At 75.2% G+C, this 23208-nt stretch carries 19 protein-coding genes; 3 read left to right on the top strand and 16 right to left on the bottom strand.

Annotation, left to right across the window (positions count from 1 at the left end; translation table 11 throughout):
• Positions 1–35 precede the first annotated feature (35 nt).
• Complete coding sequence (locus ABGB06_RS03825) at positions 36–3068, bottom strand: AAA family ATPase (protein WP_347585225.1); 3033 nt, start codon at positions 3066–3068, stop codon at positions 36–38.
• A 64-nt stretch (positions 3069–3132) separates the two neighbouring features.
• Entirely contained in the window at positions 3133–3333 is a 201-nt protein-coding gene (locus ABGB06_RS03820) for a hypothetical protein (protein WP_347585224.1), read from the bottom strand.
• 296 nt (positions 3334–3629) lie between these two features.
• Between ABGB06_RS03820 and ABGB06_RS03815 the strand changes: the two genes are divergently transcribed.
• Positions 3630–3821 (top strand): DUF6191 domain-containing protein, encoded by a 192-nt coding sequence (locus ABGB06_RS03815; RefSeq protein ID WP_347585223.1) that lies wholly within the window; start codon positions 3630–3632, stop codon positions 3819–3821.
• Here ABGB06_RS03815 and ABGB06_RS03810 read toward each other — a convergent pair.
• The 10 genes from ABGB06_RS03810 to ABGB06_RS03765 form a co-directional block, all read right to left on the bottom strand.
• The gene (locus ABGB06_RS03810) at positions 3790–6882 is read right to left on the bottom strand and encodes an AAA family ATPase (RefSeq protein WP_347585221.1); all 3093 of its coding nucleotides are present in this window, start codon (positions 6880–6882) and stop codon (positions 3790–3792) included. The genes ABGB06_RS03815 and ABGB06_RS03810 overlap by 32 nt on opposite strands.
• A complete protein-coding gene (locus ABGB06_RS03805; RefSeq protein ID WP_347585220.1) occupies positions 6879–7052 on the bottom strand; it encodes a hypothetical protein in 174 nt (57 codons plus the stop codon). Before ABGB06_RS03805 ends, ABGB06_RS03810 begins: the two co-directional genes overlap by 4 nt.
• Before the next feature lie 432 nt (positions 7053–7484).
• Positions 7485–8999, bottom strand: a complete 1515-nt coding sequence (gatB, locus tag ABGB06_RS03800; protein WP_347585219.1) for an Asp-tRNA(Asn)/Glu-tRNA(Gln) amidotransferase subunit GatB — start codon at positions 8997–8999, stop codon at positions 7485–7487.
• A 36-nt stretch (positions 9000–9035) separates the two neighbouring features.
• Complete coding sequence (locus ABGB06_RS03795) at positions 9036–9275, bottom strand: hypothetical protein (protein ID WP_347585217.1); 240 nt, start codon at positions 9273–9275, stop codon at positions 9036–9038.
• The gene (gene gatA, locus ABGB06_RS03790; RefSeq protein WP_347585216.1) at positions 9272–10786 is read right to left on the bottom strand and encodes an Asp-tRNA(Asn)/Glu-tRNA(Gln) amidotransferase subunit GatA; all 1515 of its coding nucleotides are present in this window, start codon (positions 10784–10786) and stop codon (positions 9272–9274) included. The genes ABGB06_RS03795 and gatA overlap by 4 nt, the downstream gene beginning before the upstream one ends.
• 5 nt (positions 10787–10791) lie before the next feature.
• Positions 10792–11091: an Asp-tRNA(Asn)/Glu-tRNA(Gln) amidotransferase subunit GatC gene (gene gatC / locus ABGB06_RS03785; protein WP_347585215.1), complete on the bottom strand. Its 300-nt coding sequence runs from the start codon at positions 11089–11091 to the stop codon at positions 10792–10794.
• Positions 11092–11309: 218 nt separating this feature from the next.
• Positions 11310–13481: a bifunctional diguanylate cyclase/phosphodiesterase gene (locus ABGB06_RS03780; RefSeq protein ID WP_347585213.1), complete on the bottom strand. Its 2172-nt coding sequence runs from the start codon at positions 13479–13481 to the stop codon at positions 11310–11312.
• Positions 13482–13652: 171 nt separating this feature from the next.
• Positions 13653–15857, bottom strand: coding sequence for an NAD-dependent DNA ligase LigA (ligA, locus tag ABGB06_RS03775; RefSeq protein ID WP_347585212.1), 2205 nt, complete (start codon positions 15855–15857; stop codon positions 13653–13655).
• Positions 15858–15879: 22 nt separating this feature from the next.
• Entirely contained in the window at positions 15880–16914 is a 1035-nt protein-coding gene (locus ABGB06_RS03770; RefSeq protein ID WP_347585457.1) for a methionine synthase, read from the bottom strand.
• Between the two features lie 146 nt (positions 16915–17060).
• On the bottom strand, positions 17061–17750 hold the full coding sequence (locus tag ABGB06_RS03765) for an SDR family oxidoreductase (RefSeq protein WP_347585211.1): 690 nt from the start codon (positions 17748–17750) through the stop codon (positions 17061–17063).
• Between the two features lie 170 nt (positions 17751–17920).
• Between ABGB06_RS03765 and ABGB06_RS03760 the strand changes: the two genes are divergently transcribed.
• On the top strand, positions 17921–18721 hold the full coding sequence (locus ABGB06_RS03760) for a carbon-nitrogen hydrolase family protein (RefSeq protein ID WP_347585210.1): 801 nt from the start codon (positions 17921–17923) through the stop codon (positions 18719–18721).
• A 34-nt stretch (positions 18722–18755) separates the two neighbouring features.
• Here ABGB06_RS03760 and mnmA read toward each other — a convergent pair whose 3' ends face one another.
• Together mnmA and ABGB06_RS03750 are read right to left on the bottom strand one after the other, a co-directional pair.
• Positions 18756–19883: a tRNA 2-thiouridine(34) synthase MnmA gene (gene mnmA / locus ABGB06_RS03755; protein ID WP_347585208.1), complete on the bottom strand. Its 1128-nt coding sequence runs from the start codon at positions 19881–19883 to the stop codon at positions 18756–18758.
• A gap of 36 nt (positions 19884–19919) precedes the next feature.
• Positions 19920–21089, bottom strand: coding sequence for a cysteine desulfurase family protein (locus tag ABGB06_RS03750; RefSeq protein WP_347585207.1), 1170 nt, complete (start codon positions 21087–21089; stop codon positions 19920–19922).
• 96 nt (positions 21090–21185) lie between these two features.
• Between ABGB06_RS03750 and ABGB06_RS03745 the strand changes: the two genes are divergently transcribed.
• Complete coding sequence (locus tag ABGB06_RS03745) at positions 21186–21857, top strand: N-acetylmuramoyl-L-alanine amidase (RefSeq protein ID WP_347585206.1); 672 nt, start codon at positions 21186–21188, stop codon at positions 21855–21857.
• Between the two features lie 34 nt (positions 21858–21891).
• Here the strand turns inward: ABGB06_RS03745 and ABGB06_RS03740 are convergent, their stop codons facing one another.
• The gene (locus ABGB06_RS03740; RefSeq protein ID WP_347585204.1) at positions 21892–22530 is read right to left on the bottom strand and encodes a hypothetical protein; all 639 of its coding nucleotides are present in this window, start codon (positions 22528–22530) and stop codon (positions 21892–21894) included.
• Positions 22527–23195: an RNA polymerase sigma factor gene (locus ABGB06_RS03735; protein WP_347585203.1), complete on the bottom strand. Its 669-nt coding sequence runs from the start codon at positions 23193–23195 to the stop codon at positions 22527–22529. Before ABGB06_RS03735 ends, ABGB06_RS03740 begins: the two co-directional genes overlap by 4 nt.
• Positions 23196–23208: the final 13 nt, after the last annotated feature.

The raw sequence follows: 23208 nt of genomic DNA, 5'->3' as shown, positions 1-23208 counted from the left end.
GACGGGAGGGGTCCGACCGGGTGGGGCCAGCATGCTCAGGGCGTCATGGCCGCGTCGCGGGCCTCGCCGCCGATGATGCCCAGGCGGTGGGCCAGGGCGGCGGCCTCACCGCGGCCCGAGACCGCCAGCTTGGCCAGGATGTTCGACACGTGCACGCTCGCCGTCTTCGGCGAGATGAACAGCTCCTCCGCGATCTGCCGGTTCGACCGCCCCGCCGCCACCAACGCCAACACGTCCCGCTCCCGCGGCGTCAACCCGAACGTGTCCCGCGGACCGCCGCCCGCGCCGGCGTCCGGTTCGTGCTCGGCGCCCAGCGCCAGCCGGGCCCGCTGCGCCAGCCGCTCGATCTCCGCGAGCAGCGGTCCCGCGCCCAGCGCCTCGGCCGCCGCGTGCGCCTGGCCGAGCAGCTCGGCCGCCCGGCGGCGGTCCCCCTCGGCTATCAGGGTCTCCGCCCAGCGCGCCCGGATCCGGGCCAGCTCGAAGGGCCGCACCTCGGCCTCGAAGGCGGTGGCCGCCGCGGCCCAGTCCGCCGCGGTCGCCGTGCCCTCGGCGCGCCGCAACTCGGCCTCGACCAGCGCCGCGTACCCGGCCCACACGCCGTACCAGCGGGGCAGCGACGCGGCGTGCTCACGGATCCGGGCGATCGCCTCGGCGCTGCCCGGCTCCGCCGCGGGCACGCCGCGGGCCCCCGACTCGGCGAGCGCGGCCGCGTCCAGCATCGGCCAGGTGTACCGGCCGGCGCCGGGCGGGAAGCCCTGCGCGATGACCTCGGCCAGCAGCGCGCGGGCGTCCAGGATGCGGCCCTGGAGCGTGGCCAGGCCGATCCGCCACTGCGCGGCGGGATGCGCGTGCTGCGCCGACTCGTCGTACCTGTCGTAGTGCTCGCGCATCCGCCCGATCTCGGTCTCGGCGCGCGCCACGTCTCCCCTGGCCAGCGCCAGCCTGGCCAGGGAGGCGGCGGCCAGCGCCCGGCTCACCGGCGTCTGCGCGGCCCGCCGGGCCTCCCGCGAGGACTCCTCGGCCTCCGCCCAACGGCCCAGCGAGAAAAGCGCGTCGGCGCGGTTCACCTGGATCCAGGCGATGCAGTCGCGCAGCCCGAACCGCTCGGCGAGATCCAGTCCCTCCTCGCTCGCCTCGACCGCCTCCGCGGAGCGGCCGAGCGTCTCGAGCACCGAGGGCAGATTCACGTGGCTGCGGGTGAAGACGCCGACCAGCTGGCAGCGCAGCACCGGCTCCCGCACGGCGCGCAGGTCGCGCAGCGCGGACTCGGCGTCGCCCGTCTCGGCGAACAGGCCGCCCCGGCTGATCAGCGCGTGCAGCTCCGCGTCCTCGTCCCCCACCTGCCGGGCCAGCTCCACCGCCCGCTCGGCGATGGCCAGGCTGTCGGGGCCCGGATCGAAGATCGAGCCCCAGCCGGCCGCCTCGGTGAGCACCCGGGCGTGCACCGGGGACGGGGGGAAGGTGCTCAGCAGCTCCTGGGCCGTGCCCAGCTCCGGCCAGCCGTTCCCCCGGGCCAACTGGCGTACGAGCCGGGCCTTCTGCGCCCAGAACCACGCGGCCCTGACCGGGTGCCCCAGCCCGTCCAGCGCCCGCAGGGCGCGGTTCACCACGGACAGACCGCGCTCCGGCTCGCCCGCGTACCGGGCGGCGAGCACCATCTCGGCCAGCAGGTCGAGATAGGTCAGCTCCTCGTCGCCGCAGTCGCACAGCGGATACGACTCGGCGTCCTGGGCCGGCCGCAGCCCGATCCTGACGTCCACCGGGGCGTCGTCCCACAGCTCGAGCGCCCGCTCCAGCAGCTGAAACTGCTCGGCGTACGCGTACCGGCCGCGGGCCTCGCCGGAGGCCGCGAGCACCGCGGGCAGCGCCTTGGCGGCGTCCCTGGCGTGGTACCAGTAACTGGCCAGCCGGGCGGGGCGCTCCTCGGCCCGGCGCACCAACGCGGGCTCGGCCTCCAGCGCCTCCGCGAACCTGCGGCTGATCCGGGCCCGCTCGCCGGGCAGCAGGTCGTCGTCCACGGCCTCGCGCACCAGCGCGTGCCGGAAGCGGTAGGCGTCGTCCTCCTCGGCCTGCAGGATGTTGGCGCCCACCCCGGCGCGCAGTGCCTCGATCAACGCGTCCTCGTCCAGCCCGGCGACGGCGCGCAGCAACTCGTGCTCCACTCGGGTGCCGCCCTCGGCGAGGATCCGCACCACCCGCTGGGCGGCCTCGGGCAGCGCCTCGACGCGCACCAGCAGCAGGTCCCGCACGGACTCGCTGATCATCGCGGGAGGGCTGCCGTCGCTCATCCGGCAGGCCAGCTCCTCGACGAAGAACGCGTTCCCGTCGGAGCGTTGGAAGACCTCGTCGACCAGCGGCTCGGCCGGCTCGGCGCCGAGGATCCCGGCCACCTGGTCGCGCACCTCGTCCCGGGTGAACCGGGGCAGCTCCAGGCGGCGCACGGCGCGCAGCCGGTCCAGCTCGGCGAGGAAGGGGCGCAGCGGGTGGCGGCGGTGGATGTCGTCCGAGCGGAAGGTGCTGACCAGCAGCACCCGGCCGCGCTGGAGCGACCGGAAGAGGTACCCCAGCAGCTCCCGGGTGGAGCGGTCCGACCAGTGCAGGTCCTCGATCGCGATGACCAGCCGGCGCTCCGCGGTCAGCGACTCCAGGAGGCGCGCGGTCAGCTCGAACAGCCGGCCGCGGTCCTGCTCGTGCGCCGAGGGCGCCGCGACCGCGTCGGCCGTCCCGAGCTCCGGCAGCAGCCGGGTCAGCTCGCCGGCGAAGCCGGCGGCGGCCCGGGTCAGCTCGTCCCCGAGCTGGCGGTGCAGCGCCCGCAGCACGGTGGAGATCGGCGCGAACGGCAGTCCGTCGGCGCCGATCTCGACGCAGGCGCCGACGGCCGTCAGCGCGCCGGCCGCCCGGGCCTGGCTCAGGAACTCCGCCACCAGCCGGCTCTTGCCCACCCCCGCCTCGCCGCCGACCAGCAGCGCCTGCGGATGGCCGTCCGCCGCCCGGGACAACGCCTCGGCGAGCGCGGCACGCTCGGGCGCGCGGCCGACGAAGACGGGGCTGACGGTCCTGGACTGCATGGTGCGCAGCATGACATATCCCTCTGACACCGGGACGCCCGATCTCACCGGAGCGGCCCGGTGGTCAGGCCGCGGTTCCCCAGTGCGGCGACCGGCGACCGGACGCCGTGCCCGACGCCGGGGCGCCGCCGCGGGCCGCCCGCCTCGCCTCGCGGGCGTTCGCCCTGCGGGCCCGGCGCAGCTGCCGGACGAGCCGCTCCTCCTCGGCCTCGCGGCGCAGCGCGTCGATACGGTCCTGGACGAGGGCGTCGTGGAACGTGTTCATCTCCTGCTCCCTTCCTCTCCTGGCTCCCTGTTCGCTTCCCGTCGGCGCGGTTCCCGCCGACTGCCCCAACGCTCGTCCCCCAGGTGGCCGCGGCGCATCGGGCGGCCTCCCGAACCTGCCGCGCCGCGGGGTCCTTAGCAGCCGCGCGGGCCCTCCTTAGCGCGGGGCGTCCCGGCACGGGGTCTCCCTCAACGCGGAACCTGGCGGGGTGGCCGGACGTTCACCCAGTCGACCGGCGCTCCGGCGCGGAGCCGGCGACCGGCGGGTTCACGGGCGGGCGACGGAAGGGAGCGGCCGTGCTCAATCCGTTCAGCCTCATCGAGGCCCTCTTCCATCCCTCGGCGGAGCACCGGGAGGAGGAGCGGCGGCGCCTGGAGCACGGCCGGGTGGACGACGACTCGCAGGATCCCGGCTCGGGTCCCGTGGACCTGGACTCCGGCCGGGTGGTGATCCTGGTCAGCTCTCCTTCGCCACCGGAACGAGCCTGAGCCGGTGGGCCAGGGCGGCGGCCTCGCCGCGGCCCGAGACCGCCAGCTTGGCCAGGATGTTCGACACGTGCACGCTCGCCGTCTTCGGCGAGATGAACAGCTCCTCCGCGATCTGCCGGTTCGACCGCCCCGCCGCCACCAACGCCAGCACGTCCCGCTCCCGCGGCGTCAATCCGAAGCGGTCGGTGGGCTCCGGCTTCGGCTCGGGCGGGGCCGGCGCGAGGTCCACTCCGGCCCGGGTGACGAGCCGGTCGATCCGCTCGCGCAGCGGTCCGGCGCCCAGCTCCTCGGCGGTGGCGCGGGCCGGCCTGAGCAGCCCGGCGGCCCGCTCCCGTTGGCCGGCGCCGCCGCGGGCCAGCAGCGACTCGGCCCAGCGGTGCCGGGACCAGGCCAGGTGGTGGCGCAGGCCCAGGGGTTCGAGCGCGGCCGTCGCGGCCGCCCAGTCGTCCGGGGCGTCCCGCTCCTCGGCGTGCGCCAGCTCGGCGCGCACCAGGCGCTCCATCGCGGCCCAGACCGGCAGCACGGCGGGCACCGAGCCCATCGCCTCCCGGATGCCCGCCACCGCCTCCGCCCGGCCCCGGTCCGACTCCGGCAGGCCCCGGGACTCCGACTCGGCCACCGCTGCGGAGAGGAGCAACTCCCAGGCGTTCGAGGTGACGAAGGAGGGCAGCGCGCCGAGGCCGACCGCCCGGAACGCCCGCCTGGCATCGGCGATTCGGCCCTCGGCGTGGGCCAGCTGGACCTCGATGCGGGCCAGGGCGATGGCGTGGGCCGTGGCGCGCGCGTCCCAGTGCGCCACCGCCTCCCGGCCGGCGAGCAGCTCGGCACGCACCGCGTCGAGGTCCCCGCGGAGCGCCGCCAGATGACCCGCGGCCAGTCCCGCGGCCACCCGCGGCTGGACGGACCTGGCCTGCCGCAGGGCCGTCGCCAGGGCGGCGTCCGCCTCGTCCCAGCGGCCCAGCGCCGTGAGGGTGACGGCGTCGTTCCCCGCCAGCCAGGCCTTGGTGTCCTCCAGGCCGAAGCGGTGCGCGAGCTCCATGCTCCTGGCCGTGGTGCTGACCGCCAGCTCCAGCTCCCCCACCTCGGCCAGCGTGGCGGCGGAGTTCACCAGGCAGCGGCCCAGCAGGCTGATCTCCCCGCGGGCCAGCACCCGGTCGGTCAGGGCCATCATCTCGGGCACCCCGGCGGCGACGTCGCCCGCGCCGACCCGCAGGCAGGCCAGGGTGAACCGGGCGTACAGCTCGGTGCTCTCGGCGCCCACCGCCCGGGCCAGACTGACCGCCCGTTCGGCGATCTCGAAGGCGACGGGCCCCGGCTCCATGGTCCGCAACGCCGCGACCTGGGCGAGCACCTGGGCGTGCACGACGGAGGGCGGCAGGCCGCGCACCAGCTCCTGGGCCCTGGCCAGCTCCGCCTCGCCGGCCGCCGGGCCGCGGTTCAGCCGGTCCACCGCCCGGCCGAGCTGCATCCAGAACCAGGCCGCGCGCAGCGGCTCGCGCACCTCGTCGAGCACCCGCAGGGCCCGCCGGCTGATCGCCGCCGCCCGGTCCGGCTGCTCGGACAGCGCGCCGGCCAGCGTCGCCTCGGCGAGCAGGTCCACCTCGTCGAGCTGGCCGTCCTCCCGTGCCGGATAGGCCCATATCTCGTCCACCCGCCGCAGCCGCGTCCGGGCCTCCTCCGGCACCAGCTCCCACACCTCCAGCGCGCGTTCCAGCAGCCTCAGCTGCTCGGCGTACGCGTACCGGCGGCGGGCGTGCACGGCGGCGTCCAGCAGTGCGGGCAGGGCCCGGGCCGCGTCGGCCGCCCGGGACCAGTAGCTGGCCAGGCGGGCGGCGCGCTGGTCGTCGGGCACCAGGGTCGGCCGGCGCTCCAGCGCCTCGGCGTACCGGCGGTTGAGCCGCACCCGCTCGCCGGGCAGCACGTCGTCGGCGACGGCCTCACAGACCAGGGCGTGCCGGAACCGGTATCCGTCGCCCTCCTCGGTCGGGACCACCAGCTTGGCGCCGACGGCCGTGCGCAGCGCCGCGAGCAGCTCGGCCTCGGTGCCGCCGACCACCTCGGCCAGGAGTCCGTGCTCCACCACGGAACCGCCCTCCGCGAGGATCCGCAACACCTCCTGGGCGTGCTCCGGCAGCGTCTCCACCCGGACCAGCAGGAGATCGCGGAGCGACGCGGTGAGGCCCCGGTCGGGACAGCCGTCGGCGGTCAGCTCCTCGACGAAGAACGGGTTCCCCTCGGAGCGTTCGAACACCGAGCGCGCCTGCTCCGGGTCGGGCGCGGCGCCGAGGATGCCGGCGATCTGGGCGGTCACCTCGGCCCGGTCGAGCCGCTCGAGCTCCAGGCGGCGCACCGCGCGCAGCCGGTCCAGCTCGGCGAGGAAGGGGCGCACCGGGTGGCGCCGGTGGATGTCGTCCGAGCGGTAGCTGGTGAGCAGGAGCAGCCGGGCGCTCTGGAGCGAGCGGAAGAGGTACCCCAGCAGCTCCCGGGTGGAACGGTCCGACCAGTGCAGGTCCTCGACCACGATGACCAGCGGCCGCTCGGCCGCCAGCCGCTCCAGCAGCCGGGTCGTCAGCTCGAACAGCCGGACCCGGTCCAACTCGCCGTCCGCGGGGACGGTGCGGCTGGTCTCACCCAGCTCAGGGAGCAGCCGGGCCAGCTCGCCCTCCTGGCCGGCCACCGCCTCGGCCATCTCGGGCCCGAGCTGCCGGTGCAGCGAGCGCAACACCGCGGCGAGGGGCGCGAAGGGAAGGCCGTCCGCCCCCAGCTCGACGCAGCCGCCGACGGCGGTGACGGCGCCGGCGGCCCGCGCGGTCGTGAGGAACTCGTCCAGCAGCCGGCTCTTGCCGATGCCCGCCTCGCCGCCGACGACCACCGCCTGGGGCTGTCCCCCGCGGGCCCGGTCCAACGCGGCGACCAGCGCGCCGAGCTCCCGGTCGCGGCCGACGAAGACGGGGCTGAGGCAGTGGTTCTCCACGTCGTCGAGCATCGCATGGGACGCCGACAGCGCGACGAGCTCGGCCGCGACCGGCCTCCGGCGACGAACCGGCAGGCCCGACCTCATGCCGCGGTGGTCCAGCGGCGCCGCCGGTCGTCCGGACCCGCGGGGTCGTCGGCGTCGGCCCGGGCGGCGCGGGCCGCGCGGCCGGAACGGGCCCGTCGGGCCCGCCGGTAGTCGGCGGCCTGACGCTGGAGTTCGGCGGCGCGGTCCCGGTGCAGCGTGTACTCGAACATGGCGGTCTCCTCCTGGTGACGGTCCGGTGGTCGGTCCAGCCGGTCTGGATCCACCGTCCGCCGCCAGGCGGGGTCGCGGCATCGGGCGACTGCCCAGTCTTTCCCGGTGCCGACGCTTATTCGCTTCCCGCGGCCCGAGCCACGGGGCGCCGCGGTGCGCCGCGGGAGCGCCCGTGACCCGCGCGGCCGGGCTTGCCGCCCGCCCCCGGCACCGGGCCGGGGCCTTAGCCTCGCGTCGGGAGGGCCTTAGCCGGCCCGGGGGCCTTAGGCCCTGTCCGGCGGCGAACCGTGCGTACGCGGCCGGCCCTCCGCCCGGTGACGGGCCTCCCCCGGGCCCGCGCGCGACGCGTCGTCCTCGGCGGGCGCCGCGCCCGGGAACGCGAGGGGCGCGCCGGCAACCCGCCGGCGCGCCCCTCGCGTTCCGCCCGTCGATCAGGAGGCGTCGGCGGCGCCCAGGCGTTCCAGGATCAGCTCGCGGGCCCGGGCCGCGTCGGCCTGGCCGCGGGTCGCCTTCATCACCGCGCCGACCAGGGCGCCGGCCGCGGCCACCTTGCCTGCCCGCACCTTGTCGGCGACGGCGGGGTTGCCGGCGATGGCCTCGTCCACGGCTGTGCCCAGCGCGCCCTCGTCGGACACGATGCGCAGCCCGCGCTTCTCGACGACCTCGTCGGGGGAGCCCTCGCCGGCCAGCACGCCGTCGATGACCTGCCGGGCCAGCTTGTCGTTGAGCGCGCCCTCCGCGACCAGCGCGGCGATCCGGGCGACCTGCTCGGGGGCGACGGGCAGCGCGCCGAGGTCGACACCCTGCTCGTTGGCCCGCCGGGCCAGCTCACCCATCCACCACTTGCGCGCGGCCCCGGCGTCCGCGCCCGCCTCGACCGTGGCCACGATGAGGTCGACCGCCCCGGCGTTGAGCACGGACTGCATCTCGTGGGCGCTGATGTCCCACTCCCCGCGCAGCCGGTTGCGGCGGGCCAGCGGCATCTCCGGCAGCTCGGCGCGCAGCCGCTCCACCCACTCCAGGGCCGGGGCCACGGGGACCAGGTCGGGCTCGGGGAAGTAGCGGTAGTCCTCCGCCTCCTCCTTGATCCGGCCCGAGGTGGTGGTGCCGTTCTCCTCGTGGAAGTGCCGGGTCTCCTGGACGATCTTCTCGCCGGCGTCCAGCACGGCCGCGTGCCGCTGGATCTCGAAACGGACCGCGCGCTCGACGCTGCGCAGCGAGTTGACGTTCTTCGTCTCGCTGCGGGTGCCGAACGTCTCCCGGCCGTGCGGGCGCAGGCTGAGGTTGACGTCGCAGCGCAGCTGGCCCATCTCCATCCGCGCCTCGGAGACGCCGAGCGAACGGATCACCTCGCGCAGCTCGGCGACGTAGGCGCGGGCCACCTCGGGGGCGCGCGCGCCGGCACCGGTGATCGGCTTGGTGACGATCTCGATCAGCGGGATGCCGGCCCGGTTGTAGTCGAGCAGCGAGTGCGAGGCGCCGTGGATGCGGCCGGTCGCACCCCCGACGTGGGTGGACTTGCCGGTGTCCTCCTCCATGTGAGCGCGCTCGATGCCGATCCGGAAGACCTCGCCGTCGGCCAGCTGGACGTCCAGGTGGCCGTCGTGGGCGATGGGCTCGTCGTACTGCGAGGTCTGGAAGTTCTTCGGCATGTCCGGATAGAAGTAGTTCTTCCGGGCGAACCGGCACCACTCGGCGATGTCGCAGTTCAGGGCGAGGCCGATGCGGAGCGCGGAGGCCACGCCGTCGGCGTTGACCACCGGCAGCGCCCCGGGCAGGCCGAGGCAGGTGGGGCAGGTCTGCGAGTTCGGCTCGGCGCCCAGCGTGGTGGCGCAGCCGCAGAACATCTTCGTCCTGGTGCCGAGTTCGACGTGGACCTCAAGGCCCATCACGGGGTCGTAGGACGCCAGCGCGTCGTCGTACGACACCAGCTCGGTGACGGTCACGGTGGGAACCTCTCAGTGCGTCAGCGTCGGGGCGCGTCAGATGGCGTCGGAGATCTTGTCGCCCAGCGATTCCTCCTCGGACATCCGCCGCAGCTCACGGGTGAGCAGCGCGACGCCGGTGACGATCGCGGCGGCGGACACGAGGGCGTCGACGAACCGCAGCGTGTCGTCGTCGTGCCGGGCCTCCTTGAGCTGCCGGGCGACCTTGACGGCGCCGAACAGCGTGGTGCCGATGGACAGGTAGGTACCGGCCTTGGACTTCGGCTTCTTGCTCATAGCGCGGGTGCCTCCTCCAGCAGTGGGTGTCCCCAGCGTGCCTGGAACGCCGCCTCCACGGTCGCACCGACGCGGTAGAGCCGGTCGTCGGCCAGGGCGGGGGCGATGATCTGCAGCCCCACCGGCAGCCCGTCCTCCGGGGCCAGTCCGCAGGGCACGGACATCGCCGCGTTGCCCGCCAGGGGAGACGGGATCGTACACAGGTCGGCCACGTACATCGCCATCGGGTCGTCCACCCGCTCGCCGATCGGGAAGGCGGTGGTCGGGGTGGTCGGGGAGACCAGCACGTCCACCTGCCCGAAGGCCCGCTCGAAGTCGCGGGTGATGAGGGTGCGCACCTTCTGGGCGCTGCCGTAGTACGCGTCGTAGTACCCGGCGGACAGGGCGTAGGTGCCCAGCATGATGCGGCGCTTGACCTCGGCGCCGAAGCCGGCCTCGCGGGTGAGGGCGGTGACCTCCTCGGCGGACCTGGTGCCGTCGTCGCCGACCCGCAGGCCGTACCGCATGGCGTCGAAACGGGCGAGGTTGGAGGAGCATTCGGCGGGGGCGATGAGGTAGTACGCCGCCAGCGCCTTGTCGAAGGACGGGCAGGAGACCTCCACGACCTCGGCGCCGAGGTCGGTGAGCAGCCGCACGGCCTCGTCGAAGCGGCGCATCACGCCGTCCTGGAAGCCCTCGCCGCCGAACTCGCCGACCACGCCGACCCGCACGCCGGCGAGCGAGCCCTCGCGGGCGCCGATCCTGGCCGCCTCGACCAGCGCGGGGACCGGGGCGTCGACGGAGGTGGAGTCCAACGGGTCGTGCCCGGCGATCGCCTCGTGCAGCAGCGCCGCGTCCAGCACCGTGCGGGCGCACGGGCCGCCCTGGTCCAGCGAGGACGAGAACGCGATCATGCCGTACCGGGAGACGCCGCCGTACGTCGGCTTGACGCCGACGGTGCCGGTGACGGCGGCGGGCTGCCGGATGGAGCCGCCGGTGTCGGTGCCGACCGCGAGCGGCACCTGGTAGGAGGCCACGGAGGCGGCGGAGCCGCCGCCGGAGCCGCCGGGGATGCGGGTCAGGTCCCAGGGGTTCCCGGTGGGGCCGTAGGCGCTGTTCTCGGTGGAGGAGCCCATCGCGAACTCGTCCATGTTGGTCTTCCCGACGAGGACCATGTCGGCGGCCCTCAGGCGCCGCGTCACGGTGGCGTCGTAGGGCGGGATCCAGCCCTCCAGGATCTTCGAACCGCAGGTGGTGGGGACGCCGCGGGTGGTGAAGAGGTCCTTCAGCGCCACGGGCACCCCGGCCAGCGGGCCGAGCCGCTCCCCCGCGGCGCGCTTCTCGTCCACCCGCCGCGCCTGGGCCAGCGCGCCCTCGCGGTCCACGTGCAGGAAGGCGTGCACCTTCTCGTCGACGGCCTCGACCCGGCCCAGATGGGCCTGGGTGGCCTCGACGGCGCTGACCGTGCCGTCGGCGATGCGGGCCGCCAGCTCGGCGGCCGTGAGACGGGTGAGATCTGCCATGCCGGTCACTCCTGTCACGCCTCCTCTCCCAGAATCCGCGGCACCTTGAACCGCTGCTGCTCCGCCGCTGGCGCCCCGCCGAGCGCGTCCTCGGGGGTGAGGCTGGGCCGCACCTCGTCGGGGCGCATGACGTTGGTGAGCGGCAGCGGGTGGGAGGTCGGCGGCACGTCCTCGCCGGCGACATCGGAGACGCGGGCGACCGCGCCGATGATGTCGTCGAGCTGCCCGGCGAAGTGGTCGAGCTCCTCCGCCGTCAGCTCCAGACGCGCCAGCCGGGCGAGGTGGGCGACCTCCTCGCGGGTGATGCCTGGCATCGACGATCCTCTTGGTTCGTTGAAGGTGGGTGAAGGCTGTCAGTGCGCCGCCGCGTCGCGACACCTTCGGTCGCCTCGCGCGCGTTCCGTACGCAAGCTTTCACCGTGTACTCAGCCCCATCCTATGAGGCCCGCTCCTGTGCCCGCGCACGGTTTCCGGCTTGGCCCCGCCGGTCCGGGGCGTCCGTTCCGGGACGTCCGGGTCTCGTTGAGCGGGGTCAGCGGACGGGGGCGCGGTCGGCGGACTGCTCCTCCGGGTCGGCCACGGCCGCGGGCAGCTCCGCGGGGGGCTCGCCCGACGCGCCGTCCGCGGGGGCGCTCTCCCTGGCCCGCAGCCAGGCCGTGGTCTCGGCGGCGGGCATCGCCGCGGCGACCAGCCAGCCCTGGACGGCGTCGCAGCCCAGATCGCGCAGCCGCTCCCAGGTCTCGTCGTCCTCCACGCCCTCGGCCACCACCACCAGGCCGAGCGAATGCGCCAGCTCCACGGTGCAGCGGACGATCTCCGCGTCCTCGCTGTCCACCGAGAGCCGGGCGACGAAGGAGCGGTCGATCTTCAGCTCGCTGACCGGCAGCCGCCGCAGGTGCACCAGCGAGGAGTACCCGGTGCCGAAGTCGTCCAGCGACATCCGCACCCCGTGGCCGGTGAGTCCGGCCAGGGTGTCGGCGGCCTGCTGCGGGTCCTCCAGCATCACGTGCTCGGTGATCTCCAGCTGGAGCGAGCCGGCCGGCACCCCGTGGCGGGCCAGCCGGGCGGCGACCGCGCCGGCGAAGCCCGGCGTGAAGACGTCGCGCGGCGAGACGTTGACCGCGACCGGGACGGTGAGACCCGCCGCGCGCCAGCGGGCGACCTGCCCCAACGCCGCCTCCATCACGTACTCGGTCAGCCGCGGCATCAGGCCCGAGGTCTCGGCGATGGTGATGAAGTCGTCCGGGGGGATCCGGCCGCGGTCCGGGTGCTCCCAGCGGACCAGGGCCTCCAGGCCGGCCACCGCGCCGTCGAACCTGACCTTGGGTTGGTAGTGCAGCTCCACCTGCCCGGTGTCCAGGGCGCGGCGGAGGTCGCCGAGCAGCGCCAGCCGGTCCGGGGTGTTCACGTCGCGGCTGGCCTCGTAGACCTCGACGCCGCTGCGGTCGCGCTTGGCCGCGTACATCGCCACGTCGGCCCGGCGCAGCAGGCCCTCGCCCTCCGGGGCGTGGTCGGGGTAGACCGCCACGCCGGCGCTGGCCTCGACCACGAGGGACAGCCCGTCCAGGTCCAGCGGGGCGCCCAGCGATCCGAGCAGCGCCCGGGCCGCCTGCTGGGCGCTGGTCGCCGAGTCCACCCGGGGCAGCAGCACGGCGAACTCGTCACCGCCCAGCCGGGCGGCGGCCGCGTCCCGCGGCAGCACCCCCCGGAGGGCGGGCGGTATCTCCTCCGGGTCCGGGGCCTGGACGGCCCGCTGGATCCGGTCGGACACCTGGAGCAGCAGCCGGTCCCCGGTGAGGTGGCCGAGGGTGTCGTTGACCGCGCGGAAGCTGTCCAGGTCGATGAGGATGAGCGCGCAGCGGCCCTCGGCCCGCTCCGCGTCCAGGATCGCGGCCCGGGTGCGCTCCAGCAGCCACTCCCGGTTCGGCAGGCCGGTGAGCGGGTCGAGCAGCTGGTCCTCCGCCCGGGCCCTGGCCATCCAGAGGGTGGAGTCCAGCGCCATCAGCGGCACCGCGAAGAGCGGCAGGACCAGCGGGGTGGCGACCGCCACCACGACGATCAACGGGGCGATGCACAGCAGGGCCACGGCGACCAGGCCCTGGCGCAGCAGCGCCGTGCCGGCGCGGGACGGCAGGCCGCCGGGCGGGGGCACGCACAGCCACAGCAGCGTCCGGGAGATCAGCAGGTAGGCGAGGGCGCCGAGGAGCAGCTGCGGCAGGGTGGCGAGCTGCCAGTCGCCGGGCTCCCACGGGTGCTCGACGCTCGGCCGCTTGCCCCAGGCGGCCAGGGCCAGGGCGGCGGCGCCGACGCCCAGCACGTCGACCGCGCCCTGGAGCACGGCCAGCGACCAGCGGGCCCGGCGGGCGGTGCCCACCACGGTGACGACGGAGAGGCTGACCAGCACGGCGGGCACCCAGCCGTACAGCAGCAGGGTGGCCAGGGCCAGGGCGGCGCCCGAGCCGCTCGTGCCCCACCAGCGGTCCCGGCCGAGCGCCACGGCGTGGGTGACCACCAGGCCCGTGAGCACGGCGAGCCCCCACCCGGCCCGTCCGCCGGGGAAGAGCGCGTGTCCGCCCGCGAGCACCCGGACCACGCCGATCAGCAGCGCGATGCCGGCGCCGACGAGCACCGCTCCCCTGACGAACCGGAACTGCCAGGCGTGACCGCGCTGGGGGGTGGTGCTCCCCCGGGGGGATGAGTGCATGCGGGTCCCTCTCACGGCCGACGTCGCCCGCACCTGACGCAGGCACACAGTCCCACACTAGGCCGCGAGTTGCCGCCAAGGCAGGGAACGTGGGCGCTTCCGGGAAAGCACCCCGACTGGTCCTATTCCCCTGGTATATACCGCACGACACAACCGGATTCGCACGCCTGCTCAGTCGGTGCCCTCCTGCGGGGCCTCGGACGCGATCGGCTCGGCGGCCTCCCGGGCCGCGTCGGGGCCCTGCTCCAGCAGCACCCGGAAGGCCGGCTCCCGGAGCACGGGCACCTTCAGCTGGACGGCTTTGTCGTACTTCGACCCGGGGCTGTCGCCCACCACGACGAAGTCGGTCTTCTTGGAGACGGAGCCCGTCACCTTGGCCCCGCGGCGCTGCAGGTCCTCCTTGGCCCCGTCCCTGGTGAACTCCTCCAGGGTGCCGGTGACCACGACGGTGATCCCCTGGAGCGGGCGGGGTCCGGTCTCCGCGCCGGCCTCCTCCGCCAGCCGGACCCCGGCCGCGCGCCACTTCTCCACGATGTCCCGGTGCCAGTCGACCGCGAACCACTCCTTCACGGAGGCGGCGATCGTCGGCCCGACGCCCTCGGTCGCGGCGAGCTCCTCCTCGTCGGCCTCGGCGATGCGGTCCAGCGAGCGGAACTCCCGGGCCAGCGCCTCCGCCGCGACCGGCCCCACGTGCCGGATGGACAGCCCCGTCAGGATCCGCGCCAGCGGGCGCTGCCGGGCGGCCTGGATGCCCTCCAGCATGGCCAGGGCGTTCTTCTTGGGCTCGCCCTGCTGGTTGGCGAAGAAGGAGACGACCTTCGGCTCGCCGGTCTCCGGATCCCGTTTGGGCAGGCCGGTGTCCTGGTCGAGCACGTACGACCTGATGGGCAGCAGCTCCTCGATGCTCAGACCGAACAGGTCGCCCTCGTCCTTCAGCGGTGGCTCCGCGGGCTCCAGCGGCTGGGTCAGCGCGGCGGCCGCGACGTACCCGAAGTGGTCGATGTCCAGGCACTTCCGGCCGACCAGGTAGAAGATCCGCTCGCGCAACTGCGCCGGGCAGGAGCGCGCGTTGGGGCAGCGGAGGTCGATGTCACCCTCCTTCATCGGCCGCAGCTCGGTGTCGCACTCCGGGCACCGCTCCGGCATGACGAACTCCCGCTCGCTGCCGTCCCGCAGGTCCACGACGGGGCCGAGGATCTCCGGGATCACGTCCCCCGCCTTGCGCAGCGCCACCGTGTCGCCGAGGAGCACACCCTTGGCCTTGACCACCTGCTGGTTGTGCAGGGTGGCGAACTCGACCTCGGAGCCGGCGACAGTGACCGGCTCGACCACCGCGTACGGCGTGACCCGGCCGGTGCGGCCCACGCCGACCCGGATGTCGACGAGCCTGGTGTTCACCTCCTCGGGCGGGAACTTCCAGGCGATGGCCCAGCGCGGCGCCCGCGAGGTGCTGCCGAGCCGCCCCTGCAACGGGATCTCGTCCAGCTTCACCACCACGCCGTCGATCTCGTGCTCGACGGCGTGCCGGTGCTCCGCGTAGTACTCGACGAACCCGCGGACGCCGTCCAGGTCGGAGACGACCTTGCTGGCCCGCGCGGTGGGCAGGCCCCACTCCTCGAACAGCTCGTACGCCTGGGAGAGCCGGTCGAGGCGCAGGCCCTCGCGGGCGCCGATGCCGTGCACCACCATCTGCAGCGGCCGGCTGGCGGTGATCTTGGGATCCTTCTGCCGGAGCGATCCCGCCGCCGCGTTCCGCGGGTTGGCGAAGGGCCGGTCGCCCGCCTCCACCAGCCGGGCGTTCAGCTCCTCGAAGCGCTCCATCGGGAAGAACACCTCGCCGCGGATCTCCACCAGGTCGGGGACCTTGGGGCCGCGCAGCCGCTGCGGGACCTCGCCGATGGTCCGCACGTTGGGCGTGATGTCCTCGCCGGTGCGGCCGTCCCCGCGGGTCGCGGCGCGGGTCAGCCGGCCGTGCTCGTACGTCAGGTTGACCGCGAGGCCGTCGACCTTGAGCTCGCACAGGAAGTGGTACGGGATGCCGCGCAGCTCCTCGGCGATCCGGTCCGCCCAGCTGTCCAGCTCCGCGTCGTCGAAGGCGTTGTCCAGGGAGAGCATGCGCTCCCGGTGGCTGACGGAGGTGAACTCCGTCTCGTACGCCCCGGCGACCTTCTGGGTCGGCGAGTCCGGGGTGCGCAGCGAGGGGTGCTCCTCCTCCAGCCGCTCCAGCCCCCGCAACAGCGCGTCGAACTCGCCGTCGCTGATGACCGGGCTGGTGACGTAGTACCGGAAACGGTGCTCCTCCACCTGCTCGGCGAGCCGCATGTGTCGCTCCCGCGCCTCGGCGGGCACCGACCGATCCGACGACTGGTCCGACATCGTCCCGTCTCCCGTCCTGTGGTCACTCAGGGTTGTCCGCAAGGGATCTGGCCGCCCGGACGCAGTGGGCGAGGGCGGCCCGCGCGTACGCCGGGGAGGCGCCCGCGAGTCCGCAGGCCGGGGTGACCGTCACCGACTCGGCGAGGAGTCCCGGAGACAGCCCCAGCCTGCGCCAAAGCGTCCTGACACCACTGACAGTACCGGCCGGGTCTGACAACGCGCCCTCGGTCGCGCCGACCGTGGGGAGCACACCGGCGAAGAGCCCGGTGCCGCCCTCGACCGCCTCGCCGATCGCCTCGTCGTCACGTTCGGTGATCCGCGCGGCGTCGAAGGAGATCGCCGTCGCGCCCGCCCGGCGCAGCAGCCCGAACGGCACACCTGAGGCGCAACAGTGCACCACCACGGGGTCGCCGTCGGCCACGGCGACCAGGCCGCGCAGCGTCTCCTCGACGACCACCCGGTCGACGGCGCGATACGTGCGGTACCCGCTGGCGGTGGCGACCCGGCCGAGCAACACGGCGGGCAGCGAGGGCTCGTCCAGCTGCAGCACCAGCCGCGCCGCGGGCACCCGGCGGCGCACGTCGGCCAGCTGCCCGCGCAGCCCCTCGGCCAGCGACCCGGCCAGGTCCCGGCAGGCGCCGGGATCGCCCAGCATCGCCTCGCCGTTGCGCCGCTCCAGCGCCGCCGCCAGGGTCCACGGACCGACCGCCGAGACCTTCACCGCGCCCGCGAAGCCCTGGGTGAACTCCTCGAACGCGTCCAGGTCCTCGCGCAACCAGCCCCGCGCCCGCCGGGTGTCGCGGCCCGGCCGGTCGCTGATCCGCCAGCCGCTGGGCTCGACGTGCGCGTACAGCTCGGCCAGCATCCCCGCGGTGCGGCCGATCATGTCGGCGCCCGGGCCGCGGGCCGGCAACTCGGGCAGGAACGGCAGCGCGTCCAGCGTTCCGGTGACGATCCGGGCGGCCTCCCGGGCGTCCTCGCCCGGCATCGAGCCGATCCCGGTCGCGGCGGCCGGGCCCCACGGGAAGGCCCCCGCGTCCCGCGCGGCGCCGCCCACCTCCGCGGCGTCGCCGTGCCGCCCGCCGCCCGCACGGCCGTTGGCCCCGTCGCGCCCCCGGTCACTCACCGTCTCACTCACCCTGTCGGTCACCCTCGCAGGGTACGGGGCGCGGCGCCGCCGGCCGGCCGGCGGCCGGGTCCGGATCAGCCGGTGGGCCGCACCGAGAGGTCGGTGATCTCCGCGGAGCGCGGCAGGTCGAGCGCGGTGAGCACCGTGGTGGCCACCGACTCGGCGGTCATCCAGCGCTCCGGGTCGTACTCCCGGCCCTCCTGCCGGTGCACCTTCTCCTGCATCGGGGTGTCGGTGCGCCCGGGGAAGACCGTCGTGACCCGGAGGCCGTTGCGCGTCTCCTCGCCGCGCAGCGCGTCGGCCAGCGCCCGCAGCCCGTGCTTGCTGGCGGCGTACGCGCCCCACCGCGGGCTGGCGTGCAGGCCCGCGCCGGAGTTGACGAAGACGACGTGGCCGCGGGCCGCGCGCAGTTGCGGCAGCAGCAGCCGGGTCAGTTCGGCCGGGGCCACCAGGTTGGCGGCGAGGGTGGCCTGCCAGACCTTCGGCGTCAGCTCGCCCACCCCGCCGAGTTCGACCACGCCGGCGATGTGCAGCAGGGAGTCGACGCGGTCCGGCGGCGACTGGTGGCCCAGCGCCCAGGACAGCCGCTCGGGCTCGTCGAGGTCGCCGACCAGGGTGCGGGCGCCGGGGAAACGCTCGCGGAGCTGCCCCGCCCGTCCGGCGTCGCGGGCCCACAGCCACAGCTCGTCGCCGCGCTCGGCCAGCCGCTCGGCCACCGCCGTGCCGATACCGGAGCCGGCTCCGGTGATCACGTGTACCGCCATGGGGACATCCTCTCCCGGCCCGCCGGCCCGCGGACACCTGGCCCCCGGCCGGGCGGGTGTGAGCTGCGATACTCCCCCGTGCCCGGGTCGCGCGGGTACCGGGCGGGCGCCCGGGGCATGGGGAGGACGCGGGCCGATCGGCCGGCCACCGTAGACGAGTAGGAGCGAACATGCGGATCGCGGTCAGTCAGCTGGTCTCCGGCACCGTGCCGGAGGAGAACCTGGCGACGATCGTCGCGCAGACCGAACGGGCGGCGGCGGACGGTGCCGACGTCGTCGTGTTCCCCGAGGCCGCGATGGCGCGCTTCGGGATCCCGCTCGGGCCGGTCGCCGAGCCGCTGGACGGGCCCTGGGCGAGCGGGGTGCGGGAGGCTGCGGCGCGCGCCGGGGTGCTGGTGGTGGCCGGCATGTTCACCCCGGCGGACGACGGCCGGGTCCGCAACACCCTGCTGATCACCGGGCGCGGCGTGGACACGCACTACGACAAGCTGCACCTGTTCGACGCGTTCGGCTTCGCGGAGTCGGACACGGTGGCGCCGGGCGGCGACACGGTCACGGTGGACCTGGACGGCGTCGGGCTGGGCTTCGCCACCTGCTACGACGTGCGGTTCCCCGAGCTCTTCACGCGGCTCGCGGAGGGCGGCGCGCGGGTGATCCTGCTGCCGGCGTCCTGGGGCTCCGGCCCCGGTAAGCCGGAGCAGTGGGAACTGCTGGTCCGCGCCCGGGCGTTGGACTCGACCTGCTGGGTGGTGGCGTGCGGTCAGGCGGACCCGGCGTCGGTCGGCGACCCACCGCGGACCACCGCGCCGACCGGCATCGGCCACAGCATGGTGGTCTCCCCGCTCGGCGAGGTCAGGGCCCGCCTGGGCACGGGTCCTGGTCTGCTGGTCGCGGAGGTGGACGCGGCCGAGACGAAGCGCGCCCGCGAGCTGGTCCCGGTCCTCGCCAACCGCCGGCCCGACGTCCTGTAACGAGCCGCGCCGTGACGAGGCGTGACGAGCCGGATCAGGCCGTGGTGGGCTGGCGGCTGGTGGCGGAGATGGTCGCCGAGCCAACGACGCGGGTGCCGTCGTAGAGCACGATCGCCTGGCCCGGGGCGACGCCGCGCACCGGCTGGTCGAAGCGGACCCGGAGCTCGCCGTCGTCGGCCTCGGCCGTCACCGGGGTCTCCCCGCCGTGCGCCCGCAACTGCGCGGTGTACCGCCCGGGCCCGGTGGGCGCGGCGCCGCACCAGCGCGGCCGGATGGCGGTCAGCGCCGTGACGTCCAGCGCCTCGGCGGGGCCGACCGTGACCGTGTTGTTCACCGGCGAGATGTCCAGCACGTACCGCGGCCTGCCGTCCGGCGCGGGGTGGCCGATGCGCAGGCCGCGGCGCTGGCCGATGGTGAAGCCGTGCGTGCCCTCGTGGGTGCCGACCTTCCGCCCGTCCTCGTCCAGGATGTCGCCCTCGGCGGTGCCCAGCTGCCCGGCCAGGAAGCCGCGGGTGTCGCCGTCGGCGATGAAGCAGATGTCGTGGCTGTCGGGCTTGCGGGCGACCGCCAGCCCGCGCCGCTCCGCCTCGGCGCGGATCTCCGCCTTGGTGTTGCGGCTGTCGCCCAGCGGGAACATCGCGTGGGCCAACTGCCGGTCGTCCAGCACCCCGAGCACGTAGCTCTGGTCCTTGGCCTGGTCCGCGGCCCGGTGCAGCTCGCGGCGGCCGTCGGGGCCGCTGGTCACGGTGGCGTAGTGGCCGGTGCAGACCGCGTCGAAGCCGAGCGCGAGCGCCCTGTCGAGCAGCGCCGCGAACTTGATCTTCTCGTTGCAGCGCAGGCACGGGTTCGGGGTGCGGCCGGCCTGGTACTCGGCGACGAAGTCGGCGACCACGTCCTCGCGGAACCGCTCGGCGAGGTCCCACACGTAGAACGGGATGCCGATGACGTCGGCCGCCCGGCGCGCGTCCCTGGAGTCCTCCAACGTGCAACAGCCGCGGGCTCCGGTGCGGAACGACTGCGGGTTGGCGGACAGGGCCAGGTGGACGCCGGTCACGTCGTGCCCCGCCTCCGCGGCGCGGGCGGCGGCGACGGCGGAGTCCACGCCGCCGGACATCGCCGCCAGCACGCGCAGCCGGCCGGGGCGACGGGTGTAGTCAGTCATAGCCACACCAGCGTACGGGCTCCGCCGGGCGGGCCGTCAGCTGAGACCGGCGGCCCTGGCCCGGGCGACGGCGGGGCCGATCGCGCCGGCCAGGACCTCGACGTCCTCGCGGGTCGAGGTGGAGCCCAGCGAGAAGCGCAACGTGCCGCGGGCCAGCTCGGGCTCGGCGCCGGTGGCCAGCAGCACGTGGCTGGGCTGGGCCACCCCCGCGGTGCAGGCGGAGCCGGTGGAGCACTCGATGCCCTGCGCGTCGAGCAGCAGCAGCAGCGAGTCGCCCTCGCAGCCCGGGAACGCGAAGTGGGCGTTGGCCGGCAGCCGCCCCGCCGGATCGGGGTCGCCGCCCAGCACGGCGTCCGGCACGGCCGCGGTCACCGCCCGGATCAGCTCGTCGCGCAGCGCGCCGATGCGCCGGGCGAAGTCCGGACGCCGCTCCACGGCCCGGGTGGCGGCCGCGGCGAAGCCGGCGATGGCGGGCACGTCCAGGGTGCCGGACCGCACCGAGCGCTCCTGGCCGCCGCCGTGCAGCACCGGCGTCGGGGCCCACTCCCGGCCGAGCAGCAGCGCGCCGACGCCGTAGGGACCGCCGATCTTGTGTCCCGACACGGTCAGCGCGGCCGCCCCCGAGGCGGCGAAGTCCACCGGCAGCTGGCCCACCGCCTGCACCGCGTCGGTGTGCAACGGCACCCCGTGCTCGGCGGCGACCGCGGCCAGCTCGGCGATCGGCAGCACGGTGCCGATCTCGTTGTTCGCCCACATCACGGTGGCCAGCGCCACGTCGTCGGGGTCCCGCTCGATGGCGGCGCGCAGCGCGTCCGGCGCGACCCGGCCGTGGCGGTCCACCGGGAGCCACTCGACGGCGGCGCCCTCGTGGTCGCCGAGCCAGTGCACCACGTCCAGCACGGCGTGATGCTCGACGGGGCTCGCGAGCACCCGGACCCGGCGCGGGTCGGCGGCCCGGCGGGCCCAGTACAGGCCCTTGACGGCGAGGTTGTCGGCCTCGGTACCGCCCGAGGTGAAGACCACCTCGCTGGGCCGGGCGCCGAGCGCCGCGGCGAGCGCCTCGCGGCCCTCCTCGACGGCGCGGCGGGCGCGCCGCCCGGCGGCGTGCAGGGCCGACGCGTTGCCGGTGACGGCCAGCTGCGCCGTCATCGCCTCCCTGGCCTCCGGCAGCATGGGCGTGGTGGCGGCGTGATCGAAGTACGGCATGGCAGGGCCGATTGTACGAGTCGGAACGGAACACCCCGCGGGCCGTGGGCGTTGTTTCAGCCGTAGCGAGAAACGGGGCGTCGGGGAGGGATCACGATGGGTGAGCACTCGGGGGGCCGCGGCCGGCCGGGCGGTCCGGGCCGGCGCGCGGTGGTCCTGGGCGGCGCGGCCGCGGCGTTGGGCGTCGGCGGCCTGCTGTCCCGGGAGACCCTGGAGCGCTGGTGGTGGCAGCACTCCGGCGCCGAGGTGGAGCGGGTCGAGGGTGAGGTGGATCACCCGGGCGCCGAGTGGGTGCCGGCCTCGACGGCCAACTACCGGCGGGCCAACCGCCCCCGGGACTACGCGATCGACCGGGTCGTGGTGCACATGCCGGAGGCGACGTACGCGATCACCCTGCAGGTCTTCCAGGACCCGTCCCACGGGGCGTCCACGCACTACGTGGTGCGCTCGGCCGACGGCCATGTCGCGCAGCTGGCCCGCGAGCTGGACGTCGCGTACCACGCGGGGAACTTCGCGTTCAACGAGCGCAGCATCGGCATCGAGCACGAGGGCTGGGCCGACGACCCGGCCTACCTGACCGACGCGATGTACGAGTCCTCGGCCCGGCTGGTGGCCGGGATCTGCGCGCGGTACGAGATACCGATCGACCGGGAGCACATACTCGGCCACAACGAGGTCCCCGACGTGGTCCGGATCTGTCCGGGACCGCACTGGGACTGGGACCGGTACCTCGACCTGGTCCGCCGGGAGGCGGACCGAGGCCGCTGACCGGCCACCAGAACGTCGCGCGCCCCGCCCGGCGCTACTCCCCGCCGTCGTCGGCGCCCATCCGCCCGTCGTCGATGGGCACAAGCTCACAGGGCCTCGCCTCGCCCTCGACGAACTGGTACTGGACGTACTCGTCCACCCGCCGGTAGCTGGTGTTCTCGATGACGAGGGTGTCTCCGGGCAGCATGGTGAACGAGGGCAGTGAGTCCGGGTGCCCGCTGGCCTCGACCACGGAGCGGATGGCGGTCATCTCCTCCACCAGGTCCCCGTTCCCGTCCTCCACCCTCAGGGGCTGCATCGCGGCGGTGCTGACGTGTTCCCCGAGGGGCGCGCAGACGAGCCCGCTCGGGTGGTTCTCGATGCCCACGGTGATGCCCGCGTCCCGCAGTTCGTCCGCCAGGCTCTGCTGCTCGTCCTGGTCCATCGTCAGGTCGCGCAGGGTCACGACGACCTTCCCGTCCGGACGGTACTCCACCGCGTACGCGGAGCTGGTGCCGGCGCCGGGCAACGCCACCATGGTGGCGGCGGTCGCCGCACAGGCGACGCCGGCGGCAAGGCCGACGCGCGGGACGGTGAGCAGGCGACTGCGCGCGGGCACGGGAGCGTCCGGCGCCACGCGCCCGACCTCCTCGCGCAGCTCGGTCAGCAGTCGGTCCTCGAACGTCGTGGTCATGCTTCTCCCCTTGAGTGCGTGAGCCGCGGCGCCCCGTGGCTCGGCTGGCTGGTGGTGGTCGTGGCGCGGGCGGGCGCGGTGGCGGGCACGTCCGGCGGGGCCGGCGCCCCGCGGTCCGGAGCGGCCGCCCCGCGCAGCGCCTTGCGGGCGCGGTGCAGCCGGACCCGGGCCGTGACCTGGCGGATGCCGAGCGCCTTCGCGGCCTCGGAGACGGACAGCTGGTCCACGACGACCAGCTCCAGCACCGCGCGCTCTCCCTCGGGCAGCCGCGCCAGGGCCGCGAGGGCACGCCGGCCCGGGCTCTCCGCGTCGAGCTTGTCCTCCAGCCGCGCGATGTCGTCCGGCTCCAGCAGGCGCCGGCCGGCGACCCGGCCCGTGAGCTCCGCCTCGCGGGCGGCGCGCCGGCGCTCGCCCGAGACGACGTTCCGCGCGACGCCGTAGAGCCAGGCCGTCTCGCTGCCCCGGCCGGGACGGTAGGTGTGCGCCGAGTGGATGACCGCGAGGAAGACCTCGGCGGTGAGGTCGGCGGCGGTGTGCGGGTCGTCGACGCGGCGGGCCACGAAACGGGTCACCGCGTCGACGTGCCGCCGGTAGAACTCCTCGAAGGCGTCCGGATCTCGCGCCGCGTCGGGCAGCCCGCCGCGGCCTCCGGTCTTTTTCGTCACAGGGCGTCTCCTG

Source organism: Streptomyces sp. B6B3, from assembly GCF_039871525.1.
Lineage (GTDB): Bacteria > Actinomycetota > Actinomycetes > Streptomycetales > Streptomycetaceae > Streptomyces.
This window is presented reverse-complemented; position numbering and strand designations above follow the sequence as displayed.

Coding starts and splice junctions, on each gene's coding strand:
- ABGB06_RS03745 (WP_347585206.1), top strand. CDS start 21,186: ATGGGTGAGCACTCGGGGGGCCGCGGCCGGCCGGGCGGTCCGGGCCGG.
- ABGB06_RS03825 (WP_347585225.1), bottom strand. CDS start 3,068: ATGCAGTCCAGGACCGTCAGCCCCGTCTTCGTCGGCCGCGCGCCCGAG.
- ABGB06_RS03805 (WP_347585220.1), bottom strand. CDS start 7,052: ATGTTCGAGTACACGCTGCACCGGGACCGCGCCGCCGAACTCCAGCGT.
- ABGB06_RS03750 (WP_347585207.1), bottom strand. CDS start 21,089: ATGCCGTACTTCGATCACGCCGCCACCACGCCCATGCTGCCGGAGGCC.
- gatC (WP_347585215.1), bottom strand. CDS start 11,091: ATGCCAGGCATCACCCGCGAGGAGGTCGCCCACCTCGCCCGGCTGGCG.
- ligA (WP_347585212.1), bottom strand. CDS start 15,857: ATGTCGGACCAGTCGTCGGATCGGTCGGTGCCCGCCGAGGCGCGGGAG.
- ABGB06_RS03820 (WP_347585224.1), bottom strand. CDS start 3,333: ATGAACACGTTCCACGACGCCCTCGTCCAGGACCGTATCGACGCGCTG.
- ABGB06_RS03780 (WP_347585213.1), bottom strand. CDS start 13,481: ATGCACTCATCCCCCCGGGGGAGCACCACCCCCCAGCGCGGTCACGCC.
- ABGB06_RS03765 (WP_347585211.1), bottom strand. CDS start 17,750: ATGGCGGTACACGTGATCACCGGAGCCGGCTCCGGTATCGGCACGGCG.
- mnmA (WP_347585208.1), bottom strand. CDS start 19,883: ATGACTGACTACACCCGTCGCCCCGGCCGGCTGCGCGTGCTGGCGGCG.
- ABGB06_RS03795 (WP_347585217.1), bottom strand. CDS start 9,275: ATGAGCAAGAAGCCGAAGTCCAAGGCCGGTACCTACCTGTCCATCGGC.
- ABGB06_RS03810 (WP_347585221.1), bottom strand. CDS start 6,882: ATGAGGTCGGGCCTGCCGGTTCGTCGCCGGAGGCCGGTCGCGGCCGAG.
- ABGB06_RS03740 (WP_347585204.1), bottom strand. CDS start 22,530: ATGACCACGACGTTCGAGGACCGACTGCTGACCGAGCTGCGCGAGGAG.
- ABGB06_RS03760 (WP_347585210.1), top strand. CDS start 17,921: ATGCGGATCGCGGTCAGTCAGCTGGTCTCCGGCACCGTGCCGGAGGAG.